The organism is Polaromonas sp. CG_9.11 (assembly GCF_015752225.1).
Taxonomy (GTDB): Bacteria; Pseudomonadota; Gammaproteobacteria; order Burkholderiales; family Burkholderiaceae_C; genus Polaromonas.
Genome location: NZ_JADOVE010000002.1, coordinates 165,309 through 189,289 on the forward strand (window position 1 = coordinate 165,309; position 23,981 = coordinate 189,289).

The following is a 23,981-nucleotide window of genomic DNA, read 5'->3' on the forward strand; positions in this document are numbered from 1 at the left end:
AAACTCCAACGATTGTGACGTATGCGCTCCCGAGCTTCCACCGCTGATTCCTATCCCGCGCCTGCCATGGCAGCCCCCGGCGCCGTGGCGGCGCCTGCGCCTGTGCGTTCCGACTGGGCGACGCTGAAAAGGCTGTTCCCCTACCTGTGGGAATACAAGTGGCGCGCCATGGCCGCGCTGGCCTTCATGGTCGGCGCCAAGCTGGCCAACGTGAGTGTGCCGCTGCTGCTGAAAAACCTGGTCGACACCATGAGTTTCAAGCCTGGCGATGTGCAGGCGGTGCTGGTCGTGCCGGTTGCCTTGCTGCTGGCCTATGGCCTGCTGCGCCTGTCCACCACGCTGTTCACCGAGCTGCGCGAACTGGTGTTTGCCAAGGCCACCGAGGGCGCGGCGCGGCGCATTTCGCTCGAAGTGTTCCGCCACCTGCATGCGCTCAGCCTGCGCTTCCATTTGGAGCGCCAGACCGGCGGCATGACGCGCGACATCGAGCGCGGCACGCGTGGCGTGCACTCGCTGATTTCGTATTCGCTCTACAGCATCATCCCGACGCTGATCGAGGTGACGCTGGTGCTGAGCCTGCTGGCGGTCAAGTTCGATGTGTGGTTTGCCGGCATCACCCTGGTTGCGCTGGTGTTCTACATCACCTTTACCGTGCTGGTCACCAACTGGCGCACACAGTTTCGCAAAACCATGAATGAGCTGGACTCGATGGCCAGCAGCCGCGCCATCGACTCGCTGCTCAATTACGAAACCGTCAAGTATTTCAACAACGAGGAGTTCGAGGCGAAACGCTACGACGAGAACCTGGTGCGCTACCGCGCCGCCGCCATCACCAGCCAGCGCACCCTGAGCATGCTCAACGCCGGGCAGCAGCTCATCATTGCCTTCGGGCTGGTGGCCATGCTCTGGCGTGCCACGCAGGGCGTGGTCGATGGCCGCATGACGCTGGGCGACCTGGTGATGGTCAACGCCTTCATGATCCAGCTCTACATTCCGCTGGGTTTCCTGGGTGTGATCTACCGCGAGATCAAGCAAAGCCTGACCGACCTGGAAAAGATGTTCACGCTGATGGAAAAAGAGCGCGAAATTGCCGACCAGCCGGGCGCGCCGCCGCTGCACATCGAGACGACACCGCCGGTGCGCTTTGAAAACGTCAGCTTCGCCTACGACCCGGCCCGGCCGATCCTGCACAACGTGAGTTTTGAAATTCCGCCCGGCAAGACCGTCGCTGTGGTCGGTTCGTCGGGTGCCGGCAAGTCCACGCTGGCGCGGCTGCTGTACCGCTTTTACGACGTGCAGCAGGGCTGCATCACGATTGCCGGCCAGGACATCAAGCACGTCACGCAGGCCAGCGTGCGCCAGGCGATCGGCATCGTGCCGCAGGACACCGTGCTGTTCAACGACACGGTCGAGTACAACATCGCCTACGGCAAGCCCGGCGCGACGCATGAAGAGGTCGAAGAGGCCGCCCGTGCCGCCCGCATCCACGATTTCATCGCCTCGACGCCAATGGGCTACCAGACGATGGTCGGCGAGCGCGGCCTGAAGCTGTCGGGCGGCGAGAAGCAGCGCGTGGCGATTGCCCGAACGCTGCTGAAAAACCCGCCGGTGGTGATTTTTGACGAAGCCACTTCGGCGCTGGACTCGGCCAACGAGCGCGCCATTCAGGGCGAACTGCGCACCGCCGCGCAGAACAAGACCACGCTGGTGATTGCGCACCGGCTCTCGACGGTGGTCGATGCGCACGAGATCCTGGTAATGGACGCCGGCCGCATCGTCGAGCGCGGCAGCCACAACGCCTTGCTGGCCGCGAATGGCCGTTATGCCGACATGTGGGCCATGCAGCAGCAGGCCAGCGAGCGGATTCTGGATGAAATTGGCGTATAGCGCATTACTGGTGGGCGTATTCAGCTATTAAAAAATGAGTAGAAATTGACGTTCGATCGTGGCTTGCGGTAGCGCAGCGCCCGCCGCCCGTGCGCTTTCCCGCCGCATAATCCGCACATGGAAACCAAATGGCTGGAAGATTTCGTCTCGCTCGCTGAAACCCGCAGCTTCAGCCGTTCCGCGCAACTGCGGCACGTCACGCAGCCGGCTTTTTCACGGCGCATTCAGGCACTCGAAGCCTGGGCTGGCACCGACCTGGTGGACCGAAGTTCCTACCCGACGCGGCTGACGCCGGCTGGCCAGACGCTTTACAACCAGTCGCTGGAAATGCTGCAGGGCCTGCAGTCCACCCGGGCGATGTTGCGCGGCCACACGTCGGCAGGCCAGGACTTCATTGAGTTCGCGGTGCCGCACACGCTGGCCTTCACTTTCTTCCCGGCCTGGGTCAGCAGCCTGCGCGACAAGTTTGGCCCGATGAAAAGCCGGCTGATCGCGCTCAATGTGCATGACGCGGTGTTGCGGCTGACCGAAGGCAACTGCGACCTGCTGATTTCCTACCACCATGACTCCCAGCCTTTCCAGTTGAACGCCGACCGCTACGAGATGGTGTTGCTGGGCCAGGAAGTGCTGGCGCCGTTTTGCCGGGCGAACGCTGCTGGCGAACCCGAATTTCGGCTGCCCGGGCATGCCGGCCAGCCCCTGCCTTACCTGGGCTATGCGCCCGGGGCCTATCTGGGGCGCATGGTGGAACTGATCCTCAAGCAGTCCAGTATTCCCATACATCTCGACCGGGTGTACGAGACTGACATGGCCGAGGGGCTCAAAGCCATGGCGCTGGAGGGGCACGGCATGGCCTTTCTCCCCCTCAGCGCCGTGAGAAAAGAGCTTCGTTCCCGAAAGCTGGTCAGTGCCGGTACGGGCCTGGAGATGACCATGGAGGTCCGGGTCTACCGTGAACGGCCGAACGCGCGGAATGCCGCCAAACGCCACGCGCAGGATTTGTGGGTCTATCTGCAGGCGCAGGCCGACAGCAAGGGCAACGCAGTGGGCCTGCGCGTCCTGCCGACGCCCGCTGGGAAAGCGCAAGCGGCTAGGTAACAACCCGGGGGTGTTATAAATATTTCGCATAGTTTTCCGCGCAAACGGCATTGGCGGTTTCATGGCGATAAAATTACAGTTCGTTACGACCAGTTTTTGCCAATGTCCATCACCGGGAAAATGTTTTCAGTCTTCATCCTTCACCAAAATTCATGGCGTGGCGATGCAGATCTTCCGGGAGAAAATCGCATGCGTGGTCGATGCGCCTGAAATGAAAGGCACAAACATTGCTTGCAGGGAAATGACGATCCCAACGTCCGCTGCCCAGGTTGAAAAGCATGCATTCCCGGGCGACGGTGTCGTGAGGGCAGGCCGGGTAAACCTTGGCACGGGCTTGCGGTCGGCCTCTATAGAATAGTTTTTTCAATTGTTTCATCACAGGAGATTTCATGAAATTCAAGACAGCCACTCTGGCGCTCGCACTTCTTGCGTCAGGCGCAGCTTTTGCTCAGGCGACCGATACCGTCGCCAAGGCCAAGGCTTCCGGCGTTGTCACCATGGGGGTCCGCGATTCGTCGGGTGCCTTGTCCTATACCCTGGGTGATGGCAAATACGTGGGTTATCACGTCGAGATCTGCAACCGCATCATTGCCAACCTTGAAAAAGCGGCCGGTCGTAAACTTGAAGTCAAGTACCTGCCGGTCACTTCGCAGAACCGGATTCCGCTGGTGCAAAACGGCACCGTTGACATCGAATGCGGCTCGACCACCAACAACGCCACCCGCGCCAAGGATGTTAGCTTCTTGCACACCACCTTTGTCGAGGAAGTGCGTATTGCGGTGAAAGCCAATTCAGGCATCACCGCGATTGCCCAGCTCGCCAACAAAAACGTGGCCACCACGACGGGCACGACATCGGTGCAGACGCTGCGTAAAAATGAGCGTGCCACCGGCATTGACTTCAAGGAAGTCTATGGCAAGGACCACTCCGACAGCTTCCTGCTGCTGGAATCAGGCCGTGCCGATGCGTTTGTCATGGACGGATCGATCCTGGCAGGCAATATCGCCTCTTCAAAGAACCCGGCCGATTTCAAGATCGTCGGTGAAGTGCTCAGCGTCGAGCCGATTGCCATCATGGTTCGCAAGGACGATGTCAACCTGAAAAAGATTGGCGACAGCACCATTGACGAACTGATCAAGTCGGGCGAAATCAACAAGCTCTGGGACAAGTGGTTCATGCAGCCGATTCCACCGAAAAATACCCGTGTCGGCCTGCCCGTGAGCGAAAGCACCAAGACCGCCTGGGCCACGCCAAACGACAAGCCGATGGAAGATTACGCCAAGAAGTAACACCGGCTCTCAAGGTCAGCAGACCCCGCTCGTGATTGCGCTGGCGGGGTTTGTTGTTTGACCCGCGGAATTTTCATCAGCTAGCGAGCAACAAGACGCAGGAGTCACCATGACGTGGGATTGGAAAGTTTTTTTAAATGACGATGGTGGCGGACGCACCTACCTGGAGTGGATGATGACCGCCTGGGGCTGGACACTGTCCGTGGCCGTCGCCGCCTGGGTCGTCGCCATGCTCGTTGGCGCGCTGATGGGCACCTTGCGCACTCTGCCGAACAGCCCGTGGCTGGTGCGGCTGGGCAATGTATGGGTCGAGCTTTTTCGCAACATTCCGCTGCTGGTGCAGATTTTCCTCTGGTACTTCGTGGTACCCAAGATATTTCCCGCCATGAAGGAAGTGCCCGGCTTTGTGCTGGTGGTGCTGGCGCTGGGCTTCTTCACCTCGGCGCGTATCGCCGAGCAGGTTCGTGCCGGCGTCCAGGCGCTGCCGCGCGGCCAGCGTTATGCCGGCATGGCATTGGGCTTTACCACTGTGCAGACCTACCGCTACGTGATCCTGCCGATGGCTTTTCGCATCATCATGCCGCCGCTGACCAGCGAATCGATGAACTTGCTGAAGAACTCGTCGGTGGCGTTTGCCGTGTCGATTGCCGAACTCACCATGTTCGCCATGCAGGCGCAGGAAGAAACCTCGCGCGGCATCGAGATCTACATTGCCGTGACTGCGCTCTACGCGATTTCGGCCTTTGCCGTGAACCGGCTGATGGCGCTGGTCGAAAAGAAAATGCAGATACCGGGCCTGGTCGTGGTCGGCGCGACTGGCGGAGGACACTGACATGTTTGGACTTGACCTGACTTTTCTGAGCTGGGACATCCTGTCCAAGTTCGTCATCAGCGGCTTTTTGTTCAGCGTGCAGCTGACGGTGATTGCCACGCTGGGTGGCATCGTCCTGGGCACGCTGCTGGCGCTGATGCGCCTGTCGGGCAGCAAACTGCTGGCGATTCCCGCCACTGTCTATGTCAACGGCATGCGTTCGATTCCGCTGGTGATGGTGATCCTGTGGTTCTTCCTGCTGGTGCCGACCCTCATCGGCCGTCCCATTGGTGCGGAGCTTTCGGCCACCATCACCTTCATCGCCTTTGAGGCAGCGTATTTCAGCGAAATCGTGCGCGCCGGCATCCAGTCGATCTCTCGTGGCCAGGTGAACGCCGGGCGGGCGCTGGGAATGACCTACGGGCAGAACATGCGGCTGATCATCCTGCCGCAGGCCTTTCGCAACATGGTGCCGGTGCTGCTGACGCAGACCATCATCTTGTTCCAGGATACTTCGCTGGTCTATGCCATTGGCGCCTACGACCTGCTCAAGGGCTTCACCACCGCCGGCAAGATTTACGGTCGGCCTGAAGAGTCGTACCTGCTGGCTGCCGTGGTGTATTTCGTGCTGTGCTACAGCCTGTCCTGGATGGTCAAACGGCTCAATAGCCGTATTGCCATCATTCGCTAAACCTTGCCCGACACAGTAACACCCAAGAGAACATTGGAGAAAAAGATGATTGAGTTGAAGGAAGTTTCCAAATGGTACGGTGACGTGCAGGTGCTGAACAACTGCACCACCCGCATTGAGAAAGGCGAAGTCGTCGTGGTTTGCGGGCCGTCGGGCTCGGGTAAATCAACGCTGATCAAGGTCATCAACGCGTTGGAGCCTTTCCAGAAGGGGCAGATATTTGTCGATGGTCAGGCGGTGCATGACCCAAAGACCGATTTGCCCAAGCTGCGCTCCAGGGTTGGCATGGTGTTCCAGAATTTCGAGCTGTTTCCGCACCTGAGCGTGACCGAGAACCTGACGCTGGCGCAAATCAAGGTGCTGGGCCGCAAGCCCGACGAGGCGAAAGCGCACGGCCTGAAATACCTGGACCGCGTTGGCCTGATGCTGCACAAGGACAAGTTTCCCGGCCAGCTGTCGGGCGGCCAGCAGCAGCGCGTGGCCATTGCCCGGGCGCTGAGCATGGACCCGATTGCCATGCTGTTCGACGAACCGACCTCGGCGCTCGACCCCGAAATGGTCGGCGAGGTGCTCGACTGCATGATGGGCCTGGCCACCGACGGCATGACCATGATGGTCGTCACCCACGAAATGGGTTTTGCCAAGAAGGTCGGCAGCCGCGTGATTTTCATGGACGTGGGCGGCCGCATCCTGGAGGACTGCTCCAAGACCGAGTTCTTCAGCCACCCGGAAAACCGCCAGGAACGGACCAAGGAATTTTTGGACAAAATCCTGTCGCACTAACGTTTCAGTTGCCCACAAGAAAAAGCCCCGCAATGCGGGGCTTTTTCATTCAACTGGCAAGCCCCTCTTACTGCTTGCGCGCAGCAATCGACTTTTCAGCCGTGGCCACCAGGTTGGCACCGATCTGGTTTTTCCACTTGTCGTACACCGGGCGGGTCGCCTTGACGAACGCTTCGCGTTCCTGCGGGCTGAGCTGCGTCACGGTCACGCCGTTGGCCGCAATGTCCTTGAGCAGTGGGCGCTCGGCTTCGGCCAGACCCTTGCGGGCAATGGCGATTTCCTGTTTGCCGGCATCCACCGCAGCCTGCTTGACGATGGCCTGGTCGGCCGGCGTCCAGGATGCCCAGATGTCCTTGTTGACAACAAAGATCAGCGGATCAGCGACGTAGCCCCACATCGTGACGTATTTTTGCGCCATGGTGTGCAGCTTGGCCGCTGTGTAGATCGCCATCGGGTTTTCCTGGCCGTCGACCGCGCCGGTGGCCAGCGCCGGCTGGGCGTCGGCCCAGCTCATCTGGGTCGGGTTGGCGCCCAGCGCCGTGAAGGTGTCGAGGAACAGCGGCGAGCCGACGACGCGGATTTTCAGGCCCTTGAGGTCTTCCGGTTTCTTGATCGCCAGCTTGGAATTGCTGATCTCGCGGTAGCCGTTCTCGCCCCAGGCCAGCGGCATCACGCCGGCCTTGTCGATGATCCTGAAAATCTCCTTGCCGACGTCGCCCTGCGTCAGCGCGTCCATCGCGGCATAGTCGGGCATCAGGAAGGGCAGGGAGAACAGGTTCAGTTCCTTGACCTGCGGCGACCAGTTGATGGTCGAGCCGACGGCCAGATCGATCACGCCCTGGCGAATGGCGCTGAATTCGCGCGTCTGGTCACCCTGGATCAGCGAGACGCCCGGGTACAGCTTGATGTTGATGCGGCCCTGCGTGCGCTCCTTCACCAGATTGGCCCAGATTTCACCGCCCTTGCCCCACGGGTAGGCGGGCCCGAGCACCAGCGACATCTTGTATTCGGACTTGTAGGCCGTCTGCGCGGGCGCGGCAGCGCTGAAGGCCAGGGCAGTGGCGGCCAGCGCCAGGCCGAGAAAGTTCTTGCGTTTCATGGGAAAAGTCTCCTTGGGTAAAAAAGGGGTTCGGACTCAGTAGCCCAGCTTGCGCGGCAGCCACAGGGCCAGTTCGGGGAAGGCGATCACGGCGACCAGCACCAGGAACATCGCGCCCAGCATCCAGACCACCCAGCGCACGGTTTCTTCCATGCGCACGTTGGCAATCCGGCACGACACCATCAGGTTCACGGCCAGCGGCGGCGTGAACTGGCCGAGGGCCACTTTCAGCGTCAAAATGACGCCGAACCACACCAGGTCCCAGTGGTAAAACTGGGCAATCGGCAGCAGCAGCGGCACGAAGATCAGGAAGATCGAAATGCCGTCCAGGAACATGCCGACGGTGATCAGCATCAGGATCAGCAGCGACAAAATGCCGTACTCGCCCAGCCCGGAATGGACAATGGCGTTGGTCAGCGGGTCAATCACGCCCAGCGTGCTCAGCGAATACGCAAAAATGCTGGCCAGCGACACCACCAGCAGAATCACCGCCGACAACTCGCCCGACTCGCGCAGGATCGGGAACAGGTCGCGCACCGAGATCGTGCGGTAAATCACCATGCCGATGAACAGGCCGTAGAACACGGCGACTACCGCCGCTTCGGTCGGCGTGAACCAGCCAGCGCGCATGCCGCCCAGGATCAGCACCGGCGCGGCCAGTCCCCAGACGGCTTCCTTGAAACTGGCCCAGAAAGGCGGGCGCGGCATGCTGGCTTCCAGCGCGCCCATCTTGTGTTTGCGCGACAGCCACACCGCCGGAACGATCAGCGCCAGTCCGGCCAGGACGCCCGGCACCATGCCGGCCGCAAACAGCGCCGGCACCGAAGCGCCCGGCACCAGCACCGAGTAGATGATGAAGGCCACCGATGGCGGGATCAAAATGTCGGTCGCCGCCGCCGCGCCGACCACGCTGGCCGAAAACGCTGCCGGATAGCCGGCGCGGTTCATGGCCGCGATCATCACGCCGCCCACCGCCGCCGCGCAGGCCGGGCCCGAGCCCGAAATGCCGCCCAGGAACATTGCCACGGCAATCGCCACCAGCGGCAGCATGCCCGGGCCGCGCCCGACGATGGCGACGGCAAAATTGACCAGCCGCAGGGCGACGCCCGAACGGTCGAAAATCGAGCCGACCAGCACGAACATCGGAATCGCCAGCAGCGGGTACTTGCCCAGGCCGGCGTAAAAGTTCTGCGGAACGGCCAGCAGGCCGAACCACTGCGAATCGCCATTGGCCAGCGCAATCGCCGTGGCGCCGGCCAGGCCGAGCGCCGCACCAATGGGCACGCCCGCCAGCATCATGGCGATGAACGCCAGAAACAGCAGCGTGACGATCATGCCCGGCGTCCCCGGCGGATGAACAGGCCGACGGCGCGCAGTGCAATGCCGATGGACAGGATCGGCAGCCAGATGGTGTACCACCACTGCGGAATCCCGATGCCCGGCGAGGTTTCGCCAAACCGGTAATCGTCCCACACCAGACGGATGCTCAGCACGCCGATCAGGGTGAATAGCAAGGCCACCAGCACCGCGCCCAGCCGCGACAGCTTCTTGCGCCGCGCCATCGAGCCGCTGTCGGAAAAGTATTCGATGCGGATATGCCGGTCCCGCGCCACCGCCGCCGAACTGCCGACCAGCGCCAGCACGATCATCAAAAACACCGAGAACTCCTCGGTCCAGGCAAACGACTGGTTGGTGAAGTAGCGGGTCAGCACATTGGCAAAGGTGATCAGCGCCAGCGCGCCCATGACAAGAACGGTCAGCCAGTCTTCGATCTGGAGCGGCACCCGGGTCGGCTCGCCGACCTCATCAAGGGGCAAAATGGTTTCAGGCGCAGGGCCAGCGTGGGGAGGGGAAGACATGAACGGCAAGCCTGGGTCGCAAGAGTTGAAACAGCCGGGATTATCCTGCAGCCGGCCTGCATCGCAACGGTGCGGCGGTGCCTGACGCATCGGGAGTTTCCTTGAGCCGGTGCGACAATTCAGCGCATGACTTCAGCCACTTCCATCCCCTTGACTCCGGTTTCCCAACTCACCATCACCCGGCCCGACGACTGGCACCTGCATGTACGCGACGGCGATGCGCTGCACACGGTCGTGCCGCACACCGCCGCGCAGTTTGGCCGCGCCATCATCATGCCCAACCTGCGCCCGCCCGTGACCACCGCCGCGCAGGCGCTGGCCTACCGCGAACGCATCCAGGCTGCCGTGCCCGAGGGCGTGGCTTTTGAGCCACTGATGACGCTCTACCTGACGGACAACCTGCCGCCCGACGAAGTCAAGCGCGCCAAGGATGCCGGCGTGGTTGCGGCCAAGCTTTACCCGGCGGGCGCCACGACCAACAGCGACGCCGGCGTCACCGACCTGCGCAAGACCTACCAGACCCTGGAAGCGATGCAGCGCGAAGGCCTGCTGCTGCTGGTGCACGGCGAAGTGACCTCGCCCGAGATTGACCTGTTCGACCGCGAAGCGGTGTTCATCGACACGCAGTTGATCCCGCTGCGCCGCGATTTTCCGGAACTGAAAATCGTGTTCGAGCACATCACGACGAAGGAAGCGGCGCAGTATGTCGCGCAGTCCGACCGCTTTCTGGGTGCCACCCTCACGGCGCACCACCTGCTGTACAACCGCAATGCCATCTTCACGGGCGGCATCCGCCCGCATTACTACTGCCTGCCGGTGCTCAAGCGCGAAACGCACCGGCTCGCGCTGGTCGAGGCCGCCACATCGGGCAATCCGCGATTTTTCCTCGGCACCGACAGCGCGCCGCACCCGGCGCACCTGAAGGAGCATGCCACCGGCTGCGCCGGCTGCTACACCGCCCATGCCGCCATGGAACTGTATGCCGAAGCGTTTGACGCGGCCGGCGCGCTGGACCAGCTTGAAGCCTTTGCCAGCTTCAACGGCGCCGATTTTTACAGCCTGCCGCGCAACGCCGGCACGATCACGCTGGCAAGGGAAAGCTGGACGCCGCCGGTGAGCTTTGCCTTGGGCGAGGCGGAACTCAAGCCGCTGCGCAGCGGCGAAGCCCTGCCGTGGAAATTGCTGGCTGAGTGAGCGCGGTGCCCGAAGATGAGACCGTTCCTTTCCCGCTGACACCGCTGTCTGAAAAGGGACTGGCCGGTATCGACTGGCACCCTGGCTGGTTCGACGGCTGGCGCACCCATGGCCAAGGGGTGCAGTCACTGATCGTGTCAGGCGCCACGATGGCTGATGCGCTCAACGCACACGGCTGCGCGCCCGTCAGCTTTGTGCCGCAATCTGACTTGCCGCCCGGCATGGCCTACGAGCAGTTCATTTTCGAGCGCGGCAGCGTACCGACCCGCGACAACCTGCACGATTTTTTCAACGGCCTGTGCTGGATGCGCTTTCCCGCCACCAAGCAGCGGCTGAACCAGTTGCAGGCGGCCGAAATTGCCTGTGCCGGCGTCACCGCCCTGCGCGGCCCGGTGCGTGATGCGCTGACCGTTTTGGATGAAAACGCCGCCTTCCTGCTGGCGCCGCCGCCGGTGTGGGACGCGCTGGCGGCGCGCGACTGGCGGCGGCTGTTTGTTGATTTGCGCCCGCTCTGGGCCGAGGCGCAACTGGTCCTGTTCGGCCACGCCCTGCTGGAAAAGCTGGTTCACGCACGAAAACCCATCACTGCGCATGTCTACCGGGCACAACCAGCTATTGATTCGATAGCGGCGCTGGATGCCTGGGTGGCCGATGACCTGAACGCCGCCACGCTCGCTGGAAAGCCTTTTTTGCCCCTGCCGGTGCTGGGCGTGCCCGGCTGGTGGCCTGGCAACGAGGATGTTTCCTTTTATGATGACCGGTCGGTTTTTCGCCCGCCCAGCCAGGGGGTAAATCAGAAAAAACCCGGTGCCCCATCCCGCCATATTCCATACAGAAAAGCTTGATATGGTCTGAAACTCCCCCATTTCCTGCCGAGATATGCACAATTCGGGCCTGTACCCGTGGTGCTTTTTTTTCCTGTTTTTATTCAACGCGTCCCGGAGAACCCATGAAACGCATCTTTTTGTTTGTATTGACCAACATTGCCGTCGTGGCCGTGCTGGGCATTGTGGCGAGTCTGCTGGGCGTGAACCGCTTCCTGACGCCCAATGGCCTGAACCTGCCGATGCTGCTCGGCTTTGCGCTGGTCATCGGCTTTGGCGGCGCGATCATTTCGCTCTTGATCAGCAAGCCAGTGGCCAAGTGGAGCGCCGGCGTGCGCGTGATCAATGGCGCTGAAGGCCCGCAGAACGCCGATGAAGCCTGGATTGTCGAGACCGTGCGCAAGCTGGCTGAAAAAGCGCAGATCGGCATGCCCGAGGTCGGCATTTTTGAGGGCGCGCCGAACGCCTTTGCCACCGGCGCCTTCAAGAACTCGTCGCTGGTGGCGGTGACCACCGGTTTGCTGCAGGGCATGACCAAGGAAGAGATCGAGGCGGTGATCGCCCATGAGGTCGCCCACATCGCCAATGGCGACATGGTCACCATGGCGCTGATCCAGGGCGTGATGAACACTTTCGTGGTGTTCCTGTCGCGCGTCATCGGCTATGCGGTGGACAGCTTTTTGCGCAAGGGCAGCGACAACAATTCCGGCCCTGGCATCGGTTATTACGTCAGCACCATCGTGCTCGACATCGTGCTGGGCTTTGCTGCGGCCATCGTCGTCGCCTGGTTCTCGCGGCACCGCGAGTTCCGCGCCGATGCGGGCGCCGCGCGGCTCATGGGCCGCAGGCAACCGATGATGAATGCGCTGGCCCGCCTGGGCGGCATGCAGCCGGGCGAGCTGCCCAAGGCCGTTGAAGCCATGGGCATCACCGGCGGCATGGGAAAATTGTTTGCCACCCATCCACCGATTGAAGAGCGCATTGCCGCGCTGCAAAACGCACAGGGCTGATCCGGGCTCCTGGCAATTTTTTGAAGGCCGGCTGAATGCCGGCCTTTTTCATGGCGCCGTGCCAGCCTTCGCTGTCGATTCCTCAGGTGATGCTTTCGGCATGGCTTCGACTTCGACTTCAGTCTCAGTCTCAGTCTCAGATTCTGCTTCTGCTTCTGCTGTCACCGGGACTTCTTGCGCCTTTGCAAGTGCAACCGCATGCGCCGCCTGGTCGGCGCGTGCCCATTCCACCGTACGCCTTACCTCGTCCGGCTCCATGCCGTACATGTCCGAAAACTCGGCCACCGTCTTGCCGCTGGCTTCAAACATCCTGAGCAGCGCATCGCGCTTGGCGGACTGTTCGGCCAGTTCGGCAAACACGTCGTCGAGCAATGACGTGGACACCTCGTCCTGCTGGCGGATGCACAGCCGGTAGCTTTCCCGGCTCAGCCCGGACGCTTCGATCGCCTCGATCAGTTGCGCGCGCGCGTAAGGCCGCAAGTCCTGGTTCGAGCGCGCCTGGCGCCTGCGGAACACTTCCATGATGGCGTGGTGGACATGTTCCGGAGCCACCGGCTCCACCGGTTCGCCGTTCAGGTCGTGGCGCTGCAAGCCGGACGCCACGCTTTCCAGGTAGCGGGTGGAGCGCGCGTGCAGGCCGAGCGCGACCTTCAGTTCGTCGCGCTTGAACAGGTCAGGGTGCAGCGCCAGCAAATCCTGGAACACGCCGAGCTTGAGCGGCAGGAATTGCGCGCCGAACATTTTGGGGTACAGATCGAAAAGCTGCTGCAACACCGGATGCACGGCGCGCGGCGCGCGGGCCTGGTTTTGCTGTTTTGCCGGCGTCCGGCCGCGGCCCCCCTGCCGGGCCGGGCGTTGGGGTGCGGGGGCTACTGCCGGGGTGGATTCGAGTTCAGGGTTGGTTACGGTATCAGTCATCAATCAGTTCTGTCAGGTTGAGGTTTGGGCGACGCCTGGGCTTCGCTTCAGAAACAGGAGGCCAGAGTTTTTGGCGTTGGCGGTGTGAAACCGTGAGGGCGAAGTATCCCCCATCCGGGAAGGGCGCACGTTTCAGGCGGCCAGCGTGCGCGCGCATTCAGCTTCGGCCAACAGGCTGCGCGCCACCGCTTCGGCCACCTTGATGCCATCGACGCCGGCCGACAAAATGCCGCCGGCGTAACTCGCGCCTTCGCCGGCCGGGTACAGACCGCGAACATTCAGGCTCTGCATGTCGTCGCCCCGGCTCATCTTGATGGGCGACGAGGTGCGCGTTTCCACGCCGGTCAGCACCGCATCATGCAGGTCGAACCCCTTGATCTTCCGGCCAAAGGCGGGGAAGGCTTCGCGCATGGCATCGATCGCATAGACGGGCAGGGCGGACGACAGGTCACCGATGGCCACGCCAGGCGTGTACGACGGCATGACGCTGCCCAGGCCCGTGGACGGCCGCCCGGCCACGAAATCGCCGACCAGCTGGCCGGGCGCCTCGTAGGTGCTGCCGCCCAGCACGTACGCATGCGATTCAAGCTGGCGCTGCAGCGCAAGGCCGGCCAAGGGACTGCCCGGATAGTCGCGCGGGTCAATGCCCACGACGATGCCGGCGTTCGCATTGCGCTCGTTGCGCGAATACTGGCTCATGCCATTGGTCACGACGCGGCCAGCTTCGGACGTGGCGGCCACCACGGTGCCGCCCGGGCACATGCAAAAGCTGTACACCGACCGGCCATTGCTGGCGTGGTGCACCAATTTGTATTCAGCCGCGCCCAGCGCCGGGTCGCCCGCATGGCGGCCCCAGCGGGCGCGGTCGATCAGGCCCTGCGGATGCTCGACCCGAAAGCCGATGGAAAAAGGTTTCGCTTCGACATACACGCCGCGCGCATGCAGCATGGCAAAGGTGTCGCGCGAGCTGTGGCCCAGCGCCAGCACCACATCGTCGGCGCGCAACTCATGCGTCTGGCCGGTCACCTGGTCGAGCACCGTGAGGCCGCGAATATGCTGGTTGTCCGGCCCGCCCTCGATCAGCACGTCGGTCACGCGCTGCTGAAAGCGGATTTCCCCGCCCAGGGCGATGATCTGCTCGCGCATGTTTTCCACCACCTTGACGAGCTTGAAGGTGCCGATGTGCGGATGCGCTTCGTAAAGAATGTCGGCGGGCGCGCCCGCCTTGACAAACTCGTTCATCACTTTGCGGCCCAGGTGGCGCGGGTCCTTGATCTGGCTGTAGAGCTTGCCGTCGGAGAACGTGCCGGCGCCGCCTTCGCCGAACTGCACGTTGGATTCGGGATTGAGCACATTCTTGCGCCACAGACCCCAGGTGTCCTTGGTCCGTTCGCGCACAGTCTTGCCGCGCTCCAGCACGATGGGCCTGAAACCCATCTGCGCCAGCACCAGCGCGGCAAACATGCCGCACGGCCCGAAACCGATGACGACCGGGCGCAGTGGCAGGCTGGCCGGAGCGCTGCCGACCGGGTGGTAAGCCATGTCCGGCGTGGGAAAGATATGCGGATTGCCGGCGTGTCTGGTCAGCAGTTCGGCTTCGAGCGCCGCATCGGCCAGACCCACATCGACGATATAGACCTGCATGATCACGGCCTTGCGGGCGTCAAAACTGCGCTTGAACACCGTGAAGCTCGCCAGTTCGGCAGGCGTGATGTGAAGGGTCTGGAGGAGGGCATCGTGCAGCGCCTGTTCAGCGTGCGCGAGCGGGAGTTTGATTTCAGTCAGTCGCAGCATGGTTCGTCCGGTTCGTGGCTTGTGGTTATCAAGCAGAAGGGCGTCATGATAAAACGCGCCGGGTTCAGCCTTGACGCCGGACGCACCCGCCGCCGAAGGCTGGGCTCGGCGTTCGGATCAGTCCTGGGCGATGAACCTTGCTTGTTTTTATATGAAAAAGGCTGTTGGCGCATGATGCATAAGCACAAGAAGCTATTTTATTGATAGCAAAAAAAGTTTTGTGCTGCCTGCGACTGCGCCAGCTTCAGGCGGGGAAAAAGCCTTCGACCGACAAATAACGCTCGCCGGTGTCGTAGTTAAAGCCGAGCACACGGCTGCCTGCCGGCAGTTCGGCCAGTTTCTGCGCAATCGCCGCCAGTGTCGCGCCCGAGGAAATGCCGACCAGCATGCCCTCTTCGCTGGCCGAACGACGCGCCATCTCGCGGGCCGGTTCGGCATCGACCTGGACCACGCCGTCGAGCACGCTCACATCCAGGTTTTTTGGGATAAAACCTGCGCCAATGCCCTGAATCGGATGCGGGGCGGGTGCGCCGCCCGAGATGACCGGCGAGGCGCTGGGCTCGACTGCAAACACTTTCAATTGAGGCCAGGCGGCTTTGAGCACCCGGGCGCAGCCGGTCAGGTGCCCGCCAGTGCCGACGCCGGTGATCAGCGCGTCAAGTCCGTCGGGAAAATCGGCCAGGATTTCCTGCGCGGTGGTGCGGGCATGGATGTCGATGTTGGCCGGGTTGTCGAACTGCTGCGGCATCCAGCTGCCCGGCGTGGCCGCGATCAGCTCCTGGGCGCGGGCAATCGCCGCTTTCATGCCACCTGCGCGCGGCGTCAGGTCAAAACTGGCGCCATAGGCCAGCATCAGGCGGCGGCGCTCGACGCTCATGCTGTCGGGCATGACCAGCACCAGCTTGTAGCCCCTGACGGCCGAGACCATCGCCAGGCCGATGCCGGTGTTGCCCGAGGTCGGCTCGATGATCGTGCCGCCGGGCTGCAGGGCGCCCGATTTTTCGGCGGCTTCGACCATGGCCAGCGCGATGCGGTCCTTGATGGAGCCGCCGGGGTTGGCGCGTTCGGACTTGATCCACACCTGCGCATCGGGGCCGAACAGGCGGTTGATGCGGACATGGGGCGTGTTGCCAATGGTGGCGAGGATGCTGTCGGCTTTCATGGGGCTCCCTTTCGTTTTCGATGAACAAAAGCACATTGTGGCGCACTGCCATAATGCAGGGGTGAAGCCTGCCAGACCGCCGCTGGTGCAATTTCCGAAAGGAAGCACTGGAGGAACGTCCGGACTGCACAGGACAGCGTAGGAGGTAATACCTCTCCACCGCGAGGTGAGGATCAGAGCAACAGAGACGAGCCGGTTTAGTCCGGGTGAAACGGGCAATCTCTACGCGCAGCAACACCAAATAGGCCAGCGTTGACGTGGTTCCGCGGAGCTGGCGGGTAGGTGGCACCGAGCCGGGTGGGCGACCCCCGGCCCAGATTAATGGCGGTCACACCGGGCAACCGAAAGGAAGTCTGGCGCACAGAATCCGGCTTATCGGCGGGCTTCACACTTTATTTTTGCCGCCAGGCGCCGCTTGGCGCTCAGCGGCTGCCCAGCAGCGAGCGGCCCAGTGCGAACACCGAGTTCGGCGCCGTGGTGTAAACCGGCTTGGGCTTGGGGGCGCTGAAGACGCCGCGCTTTGCCGGACGTGCCTCGATTTTCACGCCCTTGGCGCGCTGCTCGCTGGCCAGGTGGCGCAGGCTGATCGACTGCATGTGCTCGACCATCTTGGCATTCAGCGCCGCCCACAATTCCTGCGTCATCCACTCGCCCGAGCCTTGCTGCATTGCCAGGGCTGCGTCTGCCTTGCCCGGTTTGTCAGCATGGGCCTCGACGGCGCCAATGATGTCGGCGACTGAAATGCTCTCGCTGGCGCGGCTCAGCGAGTAGCCGCCGCCCGGACCACGGGTGCTTTCGACCAGTCCGCTCTGGCGCAGTTTGCTGAACAGCTGCTCCAGATAGGACACTGAAATCCTGTGCCGCATACCGATGTCGGCCAGCGATATCGGGCCGGCGTTCCCCTGAAGGGCAATATCGATCATGGCAGTAACCGCGAAACGGCTTTTGGTGCTCAGGCGCATGGAAAGTCTCCTTTAAACATCAAAAAGATGACGTGATGCGCTTGACTATAGAAAGCTTTTTACTTCGTGTAAATTCGTATTTAAATCCATTTCATTTCGAAAAATACGAACTATCAAACAACTTGCTTCAGCAAGCACTAAATTTTCGGGGAAACCAGCGCATGAACTTCAAGCACCTGCATTACTTTTGGGTTACCGCCAAGGCCGGCGGCATCAATCGCGCCGGCGAGCAGCTTCACACCACGCCGCAGACGCTGTCGGGGCAGATCAAGCTGTTAGAGGCCTGGCTGGGGCGCCAGCTGTTCCGCAAAAGCGGGCGCCAGCTGCAGTTGACCGACGAGGGACGGCTGGCGCTGGGCTATGCCGACCAGATATTTGCCTTGGGGGCTGAAATGGAAACGGCCCTGCGCCAGGCCAGCGGCGGCCAGAAAACCCTGGACTTCCGTGTCGGCGTGGCCGATTCGGTGGCCAAGTCAGTGGTCTACCATTTGCTGGAGCCTGCGCTGGCGATGTCCCAGCCGGTGCGGCTGATCTGCAGCGAAGGCAAGTTCCCGGATTTGCTGGCCCAGCTTGCGCTGCACCGCCTGGACCTGGTGATGGCCGACGAGCCGATGTCGGGCCGCGTCAGCATCAAGGCCTTCAACCACCCATTGGGCAGCACGCCCATGAGTTTTTTTTGCACGCCGGCGCTTAAAAGCACGCTCAAGGGCGATTTCCCGCAGTGCCTGAACGATGCGCCGCTGCTGATCCTTGGCGTTTCTTCATCGGTACGCAAGCAGTTCGACAGCTGGTGCACCAAGCACCAGATTCACCCCCGCATCATTGGCGAATTTGACGATGGGGCGCTGATGAAAGCCTTCGGACGCGAAGGGCGCGGCGTTTTCATGTCGGCCAGCGTGTTGGATGCCGAGACGCAGACGCAATATGGCGTGGAAGTGATCGGCCGCACCGACGAGATGGTCGAAGACTTTTTTGCGGTCACGATTGACCGGCGCATCACGCATCCGTGCGTCGCCGCCATCACCCAGGCGGCACGCGGGCAGTTGCTGCATGGCCTGGGTCGGCGTGCCGCCTGATGACGTCAAGCCGGGCGCCATGGCGGATGACAGATGCGCTTTCACGCGCCGTGGCGAAGGTCTATTTCGATGCGGTCCCAGCCGGTGCTGACGCCGCACCTGCTGCGGCAGGCGCGGCGCCGAAATACTGGGCATAGATCTTGTTGTAGGTCCCGTCTTCCCGGATGCCGGCCAGGCCCTTGTTGATTTTTGCAAGCAATTCGGCGTTGCCTTTCTTGACCGCGATGCCGTACTGCTCGGAGGCAAAGCTGCTGTCGGCGATGGTCTTGAATTTCGAATCGGGGTTGTTGTTGACATAGTGGACCACCACGCCGTTGTCGGCCACCACGGCATCGACGCCGCCGCCTTCCATTTCCTTCAGCGCCAGCGGCGTGGACTCGAAGCGCTTGATGTTCGCACTGTCCTTGCCTTGCAGCTTGGTGATGACCTCGTCTCCGGTCGTGCCGTTTTGCACTCCCACCTTGAGTTTTTTCAGATCGTCGAACCTGGCGATCTTCGAGTCGCTTTTGACGGCAATGAGTTGCTGGGCGTCGAAGTAAGGCGTTGAAAAATCCAGCGTCTGCTGGCGCTCGGGTGTGATGGTGATGGCCGACACCAGCAAATCGCGGTCGCCCTGGGCCACCGAATTGAAGATGCCCTCCCACGGCGTGTTCAGGAACTTGACCTCGATGCCGGCTTTTTGCGCGGCGGCCTTGACCACGTCGATGTCAAACCCGACGATCTCGCCCTTGTCGTTTTGTGACTCGAAAGGTGCATAGGCGGCATCGGTGCCGACGACATAGACCCGGGCGGCGGCCGCGACGGGCGGCGCTGCAGGCGCGCCGGCGGCAGGGGCTGCCGGTTCCTGCTTGCCGCAGGCTGCCAGTACCAGCCCGGCCAGCAGGACGCCGGAGGTTTTGAGAAAGTTTCGCGTCGTGATCGTTGGCATGTAGCGTCCCAGAAGAGTTAATTGGCAGTCGCCCTGTCAGCCCAAACCCTCAGTGGCAGAACGACCAAAGAAAAGTATAAGGCTCTATCGGTAAGTAAGTGTTGCACCTGCGTGCTGGCTTGGTGCCTTACGCAACACGCCGCAGCGCCTCGATGCGGTCCACATGCGCCTGCAGAGAGCGCAGGGCAATCGGCCACAGGCGCGGGTCGGTGTCGTCATAGGCCAGCGCCACCCAGTCATTCGTCGTGCCGTCAGGCATGGCTTGCATCGCCGCTTCCACCTTGGCTTCGCGCTTCAGGCGGTGCGCCCTGAGCTGGGCAATCGCCTGCGGTGCCTCGCCGAGCACATGGCCGTGCGCCGGCAGGATGAAGTCGATCTCGTGCGCGTTGCAGGCGCAGGTGAGCCGGTCCAGCGAGTCGAGGTAGGCGTTCATCTCGCCGTCGGGCGGGTTGATGATGGTCGTGCTGCCGTTCAGGATATGGTCGCCTGAAAACAGCAGGCCGTCTTCGACCAGTACCAGACACACATGGTTGGCGGCGTGACCGGGGGTGAAGATGACCTTTAAAGTGTGTTTTTCCGCTTGATGGACAAGCCTGATTAGCTCCTGATTTAATAGCGGTCGATCGGGCGCGAAATGGGAGTCGGCGCGTGCCGTGTCGGCGGAAGGCAGTCCCAGGACGGGCGGGCGGTGGGCGCACAGTGCCTGCAAGGGGCGGGCGCCTGGTGAATGGTCGGGGTGCGAATGCGTGCAGACGATGGCCTTGATGCGCCCGCCGGTCGCGTCAAACAGGCGCCGGATGTGCGCCTCGTTGTCCGGCCCCGGGTCAATCACGATGTAGCCTGTGCCGTCCGTGCCGACGATGTAGCTGTTGGTGCCCGGGCCGGTCATCATCCCGGGGTTGGGCGCGGTCAGGCGCATGACGTTTTTCAGCAGCGGCACGGGGTGCTGGCACTGCCAGTCGAGCGAATGCACGATCTGGCCGTCGGGGCTGGTCAGCGCCAGCTCGCCGTAGGGCGAGTCGTGTTCCATGTAGCGCGCATCCTGGCCGCCCAGCAGGCCGGCGCGCGGGCAGGAAATCCACAGCGGCTTTTCATGCGCGCAGGCGGTCAGCACCGCCTCCGCGTTGGCGTACTGCGCCAGGCGCTCCAGCGTGCGCAGGGTGGGGAAAATCATGAAGAACGTACCGGCCTCGTGCCGCGCCAGTGCCTCGGCCGGGCGCACCCAGCTGGGTTCGAACTGCTCGGTTTCATCGGCCACCGGCGTCTGGCCTTCGGGCATGCGGGCGACCAGGAAGGGCACGTCGAAACGGCGCGGCAAATCGCGGTCGGTGACCCAGTGGGCCAGGGTGAAGACATCCTCGCCCGCCAGCAGGAGGCCGCGTTCCTTGCATTGCGCGCCGAACGGCGCCTTGCGGTCCAGCGCGGCAATGTCTTCGGTGGTGATATGGCGGCCGTCAGCATGACGCGCCAGCAACACGCCGAGTTCCTCGAAGCTTTCGCGGATGGCGGCGATGGCCTGGGTCAGGTGCAGGTCGGACTGGCCGGCCCGGCGCGTGGACTGCGCATGCGCTGCCGCGTCAGCCACGTCGATGCCGCCACCTGGAAAAACGTAGGCGCCCGGCGCAAAGCTGGCCGTCATGGAGCGCCGGGTCATCAGCACTTCAATGCCTTGCGGCGTGTCACGCAGCAGCAGCACGGTCGCGGCCGGGCGGGTGGGCGCTGGTTCGCGCTGGGCGTAAAGGAGTTGGGCAGTTCGGACCATGGCGAATTATGGCTTTTGAAGCGCATTCTTGCTGCACGCTCATGGCTCTTCACTCTTCTGGATAGGCGTTTGAACCGGTCCATTACCTGCTTGATTCCAACGATCAACTGTGAAATCAAGCTCCCAAAAAGTTCTCGACGTCACGCAAGGTGCGCAGGCTGCTGCCTTATTTCTTCAAGGCGATGAACGACTTGGGCAACCCGAAATATCTTTCCGTCACGATACGGGCGTCCTTGAACAGGTAGCGGAACATGTCATTGGTCACCAGATCGGCATGCTCTACCAGCATGACTGCGTCCCCAATGGACTCCGCGGTTTCAAAATGCCCCAGTTTGAAATGTCTTACCAGCCATACGCGAGCGGGTGCGGGAAGCCAGTGAAAAAACGGCGTCATGAAATGAGGCTCAATGGGGAACCAGTAGTTCGGGGTTTGAACAAAGTACGCCTGCGAGACGCGTTCAAGTTCCTTTGTAAATTGAACCTTTCGTCGCCAGTCTCCAACATGTTCCAGGACGGAATTTGAATGGGCGATGTGAAATGACCGGTCACTGAACCGTGCCAGATCACAGCCATCCGATTCAACAAAGGCAAAGGGTCCGTGGTCCGCAGGTAATCGGCTTCCGGGAAGATTGACAATAGTAATCTTTACATTGTGTTCCGTCAGGTATTGCAACGGCACGATTCCCCAATACTGTTCTGATCCCCCGATGTCTATAACGGACACCGCGCCATGCATATTGAAGACCTCTTCGATCATCTCCAGCAAAGGGGCGATGCGTTTGGTCCTCAACTTTGATCCTACGGATTGCTGGCTGTCGTAGTTTGAAAACCGCTTGGCTAGAACGCTTGAAATGGACACGATGGATTCCTTCCTGTTACTTACCCAACAGACAGGTGCAGACTTGTATGCAACCAATTGACCTACGCACCCTCAATTTGATGCTAATGGAATTTTATTGATTCGGTCTCGTAAATTTTGATTATTCATGTAATTCAGGTGTCAAAGAACAAACGCAAAGAATGTGTGACGTACCAATTAACAAGTAACTTTTTGAACTGCTTGGACTACTTGTTACATTTGTATACGCCGGGTGTCCATCGCGCTATAAAAAATACTGGTGGGAAATATTTTTCCAAAAAACTCCGTCATTGATTTGCCATGTATTTCAAGTTGTACAGCGCAAAAAAAATTGGCAAATTTGAAGAATTGTCTGGGAATAAGGTCGGTCGATATATTTGTCGATATTGATAATAAAAATATTATCTTTTTGTCTTGGAAAAAATCCAGGAAAACCAAAATAATTCTGTGCAGAACCCATGGCGCCAAGCACTTTTCTTGTCGGTGCTTGCTGTATATCCGGTTGCTGGATTTTTTTCGTGCTGGCTGCAACAGATCGCGCAGCAAGTGCAGTTTGGGTCCATCCATAGGGTGTCGGACTGCTACATGGCTTGAGGAGAATGCATGCTGCAGCGCTGCGCGAAGCCATGCTGCTGCCACACGCCGCCGTCACGTCCCCACTGCTGCCGCTCGAATTCGGATTTGCCTGCGCCGGCAAGGACGGACTGGTGCCGGTAAGCGCGCCCGATGCCGGTGGCCAGCCGCAGCTACGCATTGATGGCGACATCTCCGAACCCTTGCTGGTACTGGCCTGCCGCGAGGTCTAGGAGCTTGGGCTGCACAAGGTATGCATGGCGAAAAATGAACCGGCGCGGGCGCTTTGCAGCGCATGTCGTTTCTGCCGTCGAAGCGCTCTGGTCGCAGTTGGCGACAGCGGCTGCAAAGCCGGCTTTGTCAGCGCGGACTTGGGTTTTGACGGCTATCTGGTTGTTGCCGGCGTGTTGGTGCGATGCCACGCAGCGCATGCTGGCGCCGCTGACATGGACAGGGCGCAGGGATAATCGCTTCCATGCGAATCCGATTTACCAAAATGCAGGGTGCGGGCAACGATTTCGTGATGCTCGACGAAACCCGCGGCCCGCTGGGCTTGACCACCGCGCATTACCGTTTCCTGGCGGACCGCCACTTTGGCGTCGGCGCTGACCAGATTTTGACGGTGCGGCCTTCGCCCGCCGAAGGCATCGACTTTGAATACGTCATCCACAACGCCGACGGCGGCGAGGTCGAGCAGTGCGGCAACGGTGCGCGCTGCTTTGTGCGCTTCGTTCGCGAGCAGGGCTTGACCACCCAGGACGCGGTCAAGGTCAAGACGCTGGGCGGCATCATCGAGCCGCGCATGCAGCCCGATGGCCGTGTCACGGTCAACATGGGTGCGCCGGAGTTCGAACTCAACCGCATCCCGTTCAACCCCGCCGGCTTGACGCCCGAAGCCGCCGGTGCATGGCAAAAATGGCCTCTAGCGCTTGATGAGCTTGAGCAGGCAGCTCCAGTTTTTGTAGCGGTTGTGTCGATGGGGAACCCCCATGCGGTGCAACTGGTGGACGATGTGGACAGCGCTCCGGTCGCGCAAATAGGCCCGCTGGTCGAGCACCACGCGGCTTTCCCCAAGCGGGTGAACGCCGGCTTCATGCAGGTCGTCACGCGCAGCCAGATTCGCCTGCGGGTTTACGAGCGCGGCGCCGGCGAGACGCTGGCTTGCGGCACCGGTGCCTGTGCCGCGGTGGTGGCGGGCATCCGGCTCGGGCTGCTCGACACCCGCGTTGATGTGCTGACGCGCGGCGGCTCGCTGACGATTGAATGGACGGGCGCGCTCGCTGCGCCTGTGATGATGACCGGACCGGCAACGACCGTGTTCGAAGCCGAGATCGACGTTCCCGATATGCTGTGACCCGCCGACATCCGTGCACCAGGGTGACGCCGCTTTAAAAAAAATGGA

24 protein-coding genes and 1 other RNA gene are annotated in these 23,981 nt (G+C 61.6%); 13 read left to right on the plus strand and 12 right to left on the minus strand.

What is annotated here, in order from left to right; genetic code table 11:
• Nucleotides 1–66: 66 nt before the first annotated feature.
• Complete coding sequence (locus IWX85_RS02545) at nucleotides 67–1,887, plus strand: ABC transporter ATP-binding protein/permease (RefSeq protein ID WP_196868655.1); 1,821 nt, start codon at nucleotides 67–69, stop codon at nucleotides 1,885–1,887.
• 117 nt (nucleotides 1,888–2,004) lie between these two features.
• The gene (locus IWX85_RS02550) at nucleotides 2,005–2,985 is read left to right on the plus strand and encodes a LysR family transcriptional regulator (RefSeq protein WP_081932588.1); all 981 of its coding nucleotides are present in this window, start codon (nucleotides 2,005–2,007) and stop codon (nucleotides 2,983–2,985) included.
• 133 nt (nucleotides 2,986–3,118) lie between these two features.
• Here IWX85_RS02550 and IWX85_RS02555 read toward each other — a convergent pair whose 3' ends face one another.
• Nucleotides 3,119–3,376 carry a hypothetical protein gene (locus IWX85_RS02555; protein WP_196868656.1) on the minus strand — a complete coding sequence of 86 codons (258 nt, stop codon included), beginning with the start codon at nucleotides 3,374–3,376 and terminating at the stop codon, nucleotides 3,119–3,121.
• Here IWX85_RS02555 and IWX85_RS02560 point away from each other — a divergent pair.
• The 4 genes from IWX85_RS02560 to IWX85_RS02575 all read left to right on the plus strand — a co-directional run bounded on the left by IWX85_RS02560 (nucleotide 3,375) and on the right by IWX85_RS02575 (nucleotide 6,559).
• A complete protein-coding gene (locus tag IWX85_RS02560; protein ID WP_036808955.1) occupies nucleotides 3,375–4,274 on the plus strand; it encodes an amino acid ABC transporter substrate-binding protein in 900 nt (299 codons plus the stop codon). The two genes, IWX85_RS02555 and IWX85_RS02560, sit on opposite strands and share 2 nt — an antisense overlap.
• 109 nt (nucleotides 4,275–4,383) lie before the next feature.
• Nucleotides 4,384–5,106: an amino acid ABC transporter permease gene (locus tag IWX85_RS02565; RefSeq protein WP_196868657.1), complete on the plus strand. Its 723-nt coding sequence runs from the start codon at nucleotides 4,384–4,386 to the stop codon at nucleotides 5,104–5,106.
• Between the two features lies 1 nt (nucleotide 5,107).
• Complete coding sequence (locus tag IWX85_RS02570; RefSeq protein WP_036808962.1) at nucleotides 5,108–5,776, plus strand: amino acid ABC transporter permease; 669 nt, start codon at nucleotides 5,108–5,110, stop codon at nucleotides 5,774–5,776.
• A gap of 45 nt (nucleotides 5,777–5,821) precedes the next feature.
• Nucleotides 5,822–6,559 carry an amino acid ABC transporter ATP-binding protein gene (locus IWX85_RS02575; RefSeq protein ID WP_036808966.1) on the plus strand — a complete coding sequence of 246 codons (738 nt, stop codon included), beginning with the start codon at nucleotides 5,822–5,824 and terminating at the stop codon, nucleotides 6,557–6,559.
• Nucleotides 6,560–6,626: 67 nt separating this feature from the next.
• On the opposite strand, the gene IWX85_RS02580 is transcribed toward IWX85_RS02575, so the two are convergent.
• From IWX85_RS02580 to IWX85_RS02590, 3 genes are read right to left on the minus strand one after another with little or no spacing between them, the layout of a single operon-like run.
• Entirely contained in the window at nucleotides 6,627–7,658 is a 1,032-nt protein-coding gene (locus IWX85_RS02580) for a DctP family TRAP transporter solute-binding subunit (RefSeq protein ID WP_036808969.1), read from the minus strand.
• A 36-nt stretch (nucleotides 7,659–7,694) separates the two neighbouring features.
• Entirely contained in the window at nucleotides 7,695–8,993 is a 1,299-nt protein-coding gene (locus IWX85_RS02585) for a TRAP transporter large permease (protein WP_196868658.1), read from the minus strand.
• A complete protein-coding gene (locus tag IWX85_RS02590) occupies nucleotides 8,990–9,517 on the minus strand; it encodes a TRAP transporter small permease (RefSeq protein WP_036813228.1) in 528 nt (175 codons plus the stop codon). The genes IWX85_RS02585 and IWX85_RS02590 overlap by 4 nt, the downstream gene beginning before the upstream one ends.
• Nucleotides 9,518–9,643: 126 nt before the next feature.
• On the opposite strand from IWX85_RS02590, the gene pyrC reads away from it, so the two are divergent.
• The 3 genes from pyrC (at nucleotide 9,644) to htpX (ending at nucleotide 12,545) form a co-directional block, all read left to right on the plus strand.
• Nucleotides 9,644–10,711 carry a dihydroorotase gene (gene pyrC, locus IWX85_RS02595; protein ID WP_196868659.1) on the plus strand — a complete coding sequence of 356 codons (1,068 nt, stop codon included), beginning with the start codon at nucleotides 9,644–9,646 and terminating at the stop codon, nucleotides 10,709–10,711.
• A 5-nt stretch (nucleotides 10,712–10,716) separates the two neighbouring features.
• Nucleotides 10,717–11,556, plus strand: a complete 840-nt coding sequence (locus tag IWX85_RS02600) for a DUF3025 domain-containing protein (protein ID WP_370584179.1) — start codon at nucleotides 10,717–10,719, stop codon at nucleotides 11,554–11,556.
• A 104-nt stretch (nucleotides 11,557–11,660) separates the two neighbouring features.
• Nucleotides 11,661–12,545 carry a protease HtpX gene (htpX, locus tag IWX85_RS02605; RefSeq protein ID WP_036808980.1) on the plus strand — a complete coding sequence of 295 codons (885 nt, stop codon included), beginning with the start codon at nucleotides 11,661–11,663 and terminating at the stop codon, nucleotides 12,543–12,545.
• A gap of 48 nt (nucleotides 12,546–12,593) precedes the next feature.
• On the opposite strand, the gene IWX85_RS02610 is transcribed toward htpX, so the two are convergent.
• The 3 genes from IWX85_RS02610 to cysK form a co-directional block, all read right to left on the minus strand.
• The gene (locus IWX85_RS02610; protein WP_196868660.1) at nucleotides 12,594–13,463 is read right to left on the minus strand and encodes a ProQ/FINO family protein; all 870 of its coding nucleotides are present in this window, start codon (nucleotides 13,461–13,463) and stop codon (nucleotides 12,594–12,596) included.
• Nucleotides 13,464–13,595: 132 nt separating this feature from the next.
• Complete coding sequence (locus tag IWX85_RS02615) at nucleotides 13,596–15,257, minus strand: NAD(P)/FAD-dependent oxidoreductase (RefSeq protein ID WP_196868661.1); 1,662 nt, start codon at nucleotides 15,255–15,257, stop codon at nucleotides 13,596–13,598.
• Between the two features lie 244 nt (nucleotides 15,258–15,501).
• Nucleotides 15,502–16,419 (minus strand): cysteine synthase A, encoded by a 918-nt coding sequence (cysK, locus tag IWX85_RS02620; RefSeq protein WP_036808989.1) that lies wholly within the window; start codon nucleotides 16,417–16,419, stop codon nucleotides 15,502–15,504.
• 63 nt (nucleotides 16,420–16,482) lie between these two features.
• On the opposite strand from cysK, the gene rnpB reads away from it, so the two are divergent.
• Nucleotides 16,483–16,810, plus strand: an RNA gene (rnpB, locus tag IWX85_RS02625) — RNase P RNA component class A.
• 31 nt (nucleotides 16,811–16,841) lie between these two features.
• On the opposite strand, the gene IWX85_RS02630 is transcribed toward rnpB, so the two are convergent.
• Nucleotides 16,842–17,381, minus strand: a complete 540-nt coding sequence (locus IWX85_RS02630) for an Rrf2 family transcriptional regulator (protein WP_036808991.1) — start codon at nucleotides 17,379–17,381, stop codon at nucleotides 16,842–16,844.
• Between the two features lie 161 nt (nucleotides 17,382–17,542).
• On the opposite strand from IWX85_RS02630, the gene nhaR reads away from it, so the two are divergent.
• Complete coding sequence (nhaR, locus tag IWX85_RS02635; protein WP_036808994.1) at nucleotides 17,543–18,457, plus strand: transcriptional activator NhaR; 915 nt, start codon at nucleotides 17,543–17,545, stop codon at nucleotides 18,455–18,457.
• 61 nt (nucleotides 18,458–18,518) lie between these two features.
• On the opposite strand, the gene IWX85_RS02640 is transcribed toward nhaR, so the two are convergent.
• The 4 genes from IWX85_RS02640 to IWX85_RS02655 all read right to left on the minus strand — a co-directional run bounded on the left by IWX85_RS02640 (nucleotide 18,519) and on the right by IWX85_RS02655 (nucleotide 22,634).
• On the minus strand, nucleotides 18,519–19,385 hold the full coding sequence (locus IWX85_RS02640; RefSeq protein WP_196868662.1) for a basic amino acid ABC transporter substrate-binding protein: 867 nt from the start codon (nucleotides 19,383–19,385) through the stop codon (nucleotides 18,519–18,521).
• Between the two features lie 127 nt (nucleotides 19,386–19,512).
• Entirely contained in the window at nucleotides 19,513–21,147 is a 1,635-nt protein-coding gene (locus IWX85_RS02645) for an MBL fold metallo-hydrolase (protein WP_196868663.1), read from the minus strand.
• A 166-nt stretch (nucleotides 21,148–21,313) separates the two neighbouring features.
• The gene (locus IWX85_RS02650; RefSeq protein WP_196868664.1) at nucleotides 21,314–22,006 is read right to left on the minus strand and encodes a hypothetical protein; all 693 of its coding nucleotides are present in this window, start codon (nucleotides 22,004–22,006) and stop codon (nucleotides 21,314–21,316) included.
• Between the two features lie 307 nt (nucleotides 22,007–22,313).
• Nucleotides 22,314–22,634 carry a hypothetical protein gene (locus IWX85_RS02655; protein ID WP_196868665.1) on the minus strand — a complete coding sequence of 107 codons (321 nt, stop codon included), beginning with the start codon at nucleotides 22,632–22,634 and terminating at the stop codon, nucleotides 22,314–22,316.
• Between IWX85_RS02655 and IWX85_RS02660 the strand changes: the two genes are divergently transcribed.
• A complete protein-coding gene (locus IWX85_RS02660; protein ID WP_196868666.1) occupies nucleotides 22,633–22,812 on the plus strand; it encodes a hypothetical protein in 180 nt (59 codons plus the stop codon). The genes IWX85_RS02655 and IWX85_RS02660 overlap by 2 nt on opposite strands.
• Nucleotides 22,813–23,054: 242 nt before the next feature.
• On the plus strand, nucleotides 23,055–23,933 hold the full coding sequence (gene dapF / locus IWX85_RS02665; protein WP_196868667.1) for a diaminopimelate epimerase: 879 nt from the start codon (nucleotides 23,055–23,057) through the stop codon (nucleotides 23,931–23,933).
• Nucleotides 23,934–23,981 lie beyond the last annotated feature (48 nt).

Coding starts and splice junctions, on each gene's coding strand:
- IWX85_RS02545 (WP_196868655.1), top strand. CDS start 67: ATGGCAGCCCCCGGCGCCGTGGCGGCGCCTGCGCCTGTGCGTTCCGAC.
- IWX85_RS02550 (WP_081932588.1), top strand. CDS start 2,005: ATGGAAACCAAATGGCTGGAAGATTTCGTCTCGCTCGCTGAAACCCGC.
- IWX85_RS02560 (WP_036808955.1), top strand. CDS start 3,375: ATGAAATTCAAGACAGCCACTCTGGCGCTCGCACTTCTTGCGTCAGGC.
- IWX85_RS02555 (WP_196868656.1), bottom strand. CDS start 3,376: ATGAAATCTCCTGTGATGAAACAATTGAAAAAACTATTCTATAGAGGC.
- IWX85_RS02565 (WP_196868657.1), top strand. CDS start 4,384: ATGACGTGGGATTGGAAAGTTTTTTTAAATGACGATGGTGGCGGACGC.
- IWX85_RS02570 (WP_036808962.1), top strand. CDS start 5,108: ATGTTTGGACTTGACCTGACTTTTCTGAGCTGGGACATCCTGTCCAAG.
- IWX85_RS02575 (WP_036808966.1), top strand. CDS start 5,822: ATGATTGAGTTGAAGGAAGTTTCCAAATGGTACGGTGACGTGCAGGTG.
- IWX85_RS02580 (WP_036808969.1), bottom strand. CDS start 7,658: ATGAAACGCAAGAACTTTCTCGGCCTGGCGCTGGCCGCCACTGCCCTG.
- IWX85_RS02585 (WP_196868658.1), bottom strand. CDS start 8,993: ATGATCGTCACGCTGCTGTTTCTGGCGTTCATCGCCATGATGCTGGCG.
- IWX85_RS02590 (WP_036813228.1), bottom strand. CDS start 9,517: ATGTCTTCCCCTCCCCACGCTGGCCCTGCGCCTGAAACCATTTTGCCC.
- pyrC (WP_196868659.1), top strand. CDS start 9,644: ATGACTTCAGCCACTTCCATCCCCTTGACTCCGGTTTCCCAACTCACC.
- htpX (WP_036808980.1), top strand. CDS start 11,661: ATGAAACGCATCTTTTTGTTTGTATTGACCAACATTGCCGTCGTGGCC.
- IWX85_RS02610 (WP_196868660.1), bottom strand. CDS start 13,463: ATGACTGATACCGTAACCAACCCTGAACTCGAATCCACCCCGGCAGTA.
- IWX85_RS02615 (WP_196868661.1), bottom strand. CDS start 15,257: ATGCTGCGACTGACTGAAATCAAACTCCCGCTCGCGCACGCTGAACAG.
- cysK (WP_036808989.1), bottom strand. CDS start 16,419: ATGAAAGCCGACAGCATCCTCGCCACCATTGGCAACACGCCCCATGTC.
- IWX85_RS02630 (WP_036808991.1), bottom strand. CDS start 17,381: ATGCGCCTGAGCACCAAAAGCCGTTTCGCGGTTACTGCCATGATCGAT.
- nhaR (WP_036808994.1), top strand. CDS start 17,543: ATGAACTTCAAGCACCTGCATTACTTTTGGGTTACCGCCAAGGCCGGC.
- IWX85_RS02640 (WP_196868662.1), bottom strand. CDS start 19,385: ATGCCAACGATCACGACGCGAAACTTTCTCAAAACCTCCGGCGTCCTG.
- IWX85_RS02645 (WP_196868663.1), bottom strand. CDS start 21,147: ATGGTCCGAACTGCCCAACTCCTTTACGCCCAGCGCGAACCAGCGCCC.
- IWX85_RS02660 (WP_196868666.1), top strand. CDS start 22,633: ATGCTGCTGCCACACGCCGCCGTCACGTCCCCACTGCTGCCGCTCGAA.
- IWX85_RS02655 (WP_196868665.1), bottom strand. CDS start 22,634: ATGGCTTCGCGCAGCGCTGCAGCATGCATTCTCCTCAAGCCATGTAGC.
- dapF (WP_196868667.1), top strand. CDS start 23,055: ATGCGAATCCGATTTACCAAAATGCAGGGTGCGGGCAACGATTTCGTG.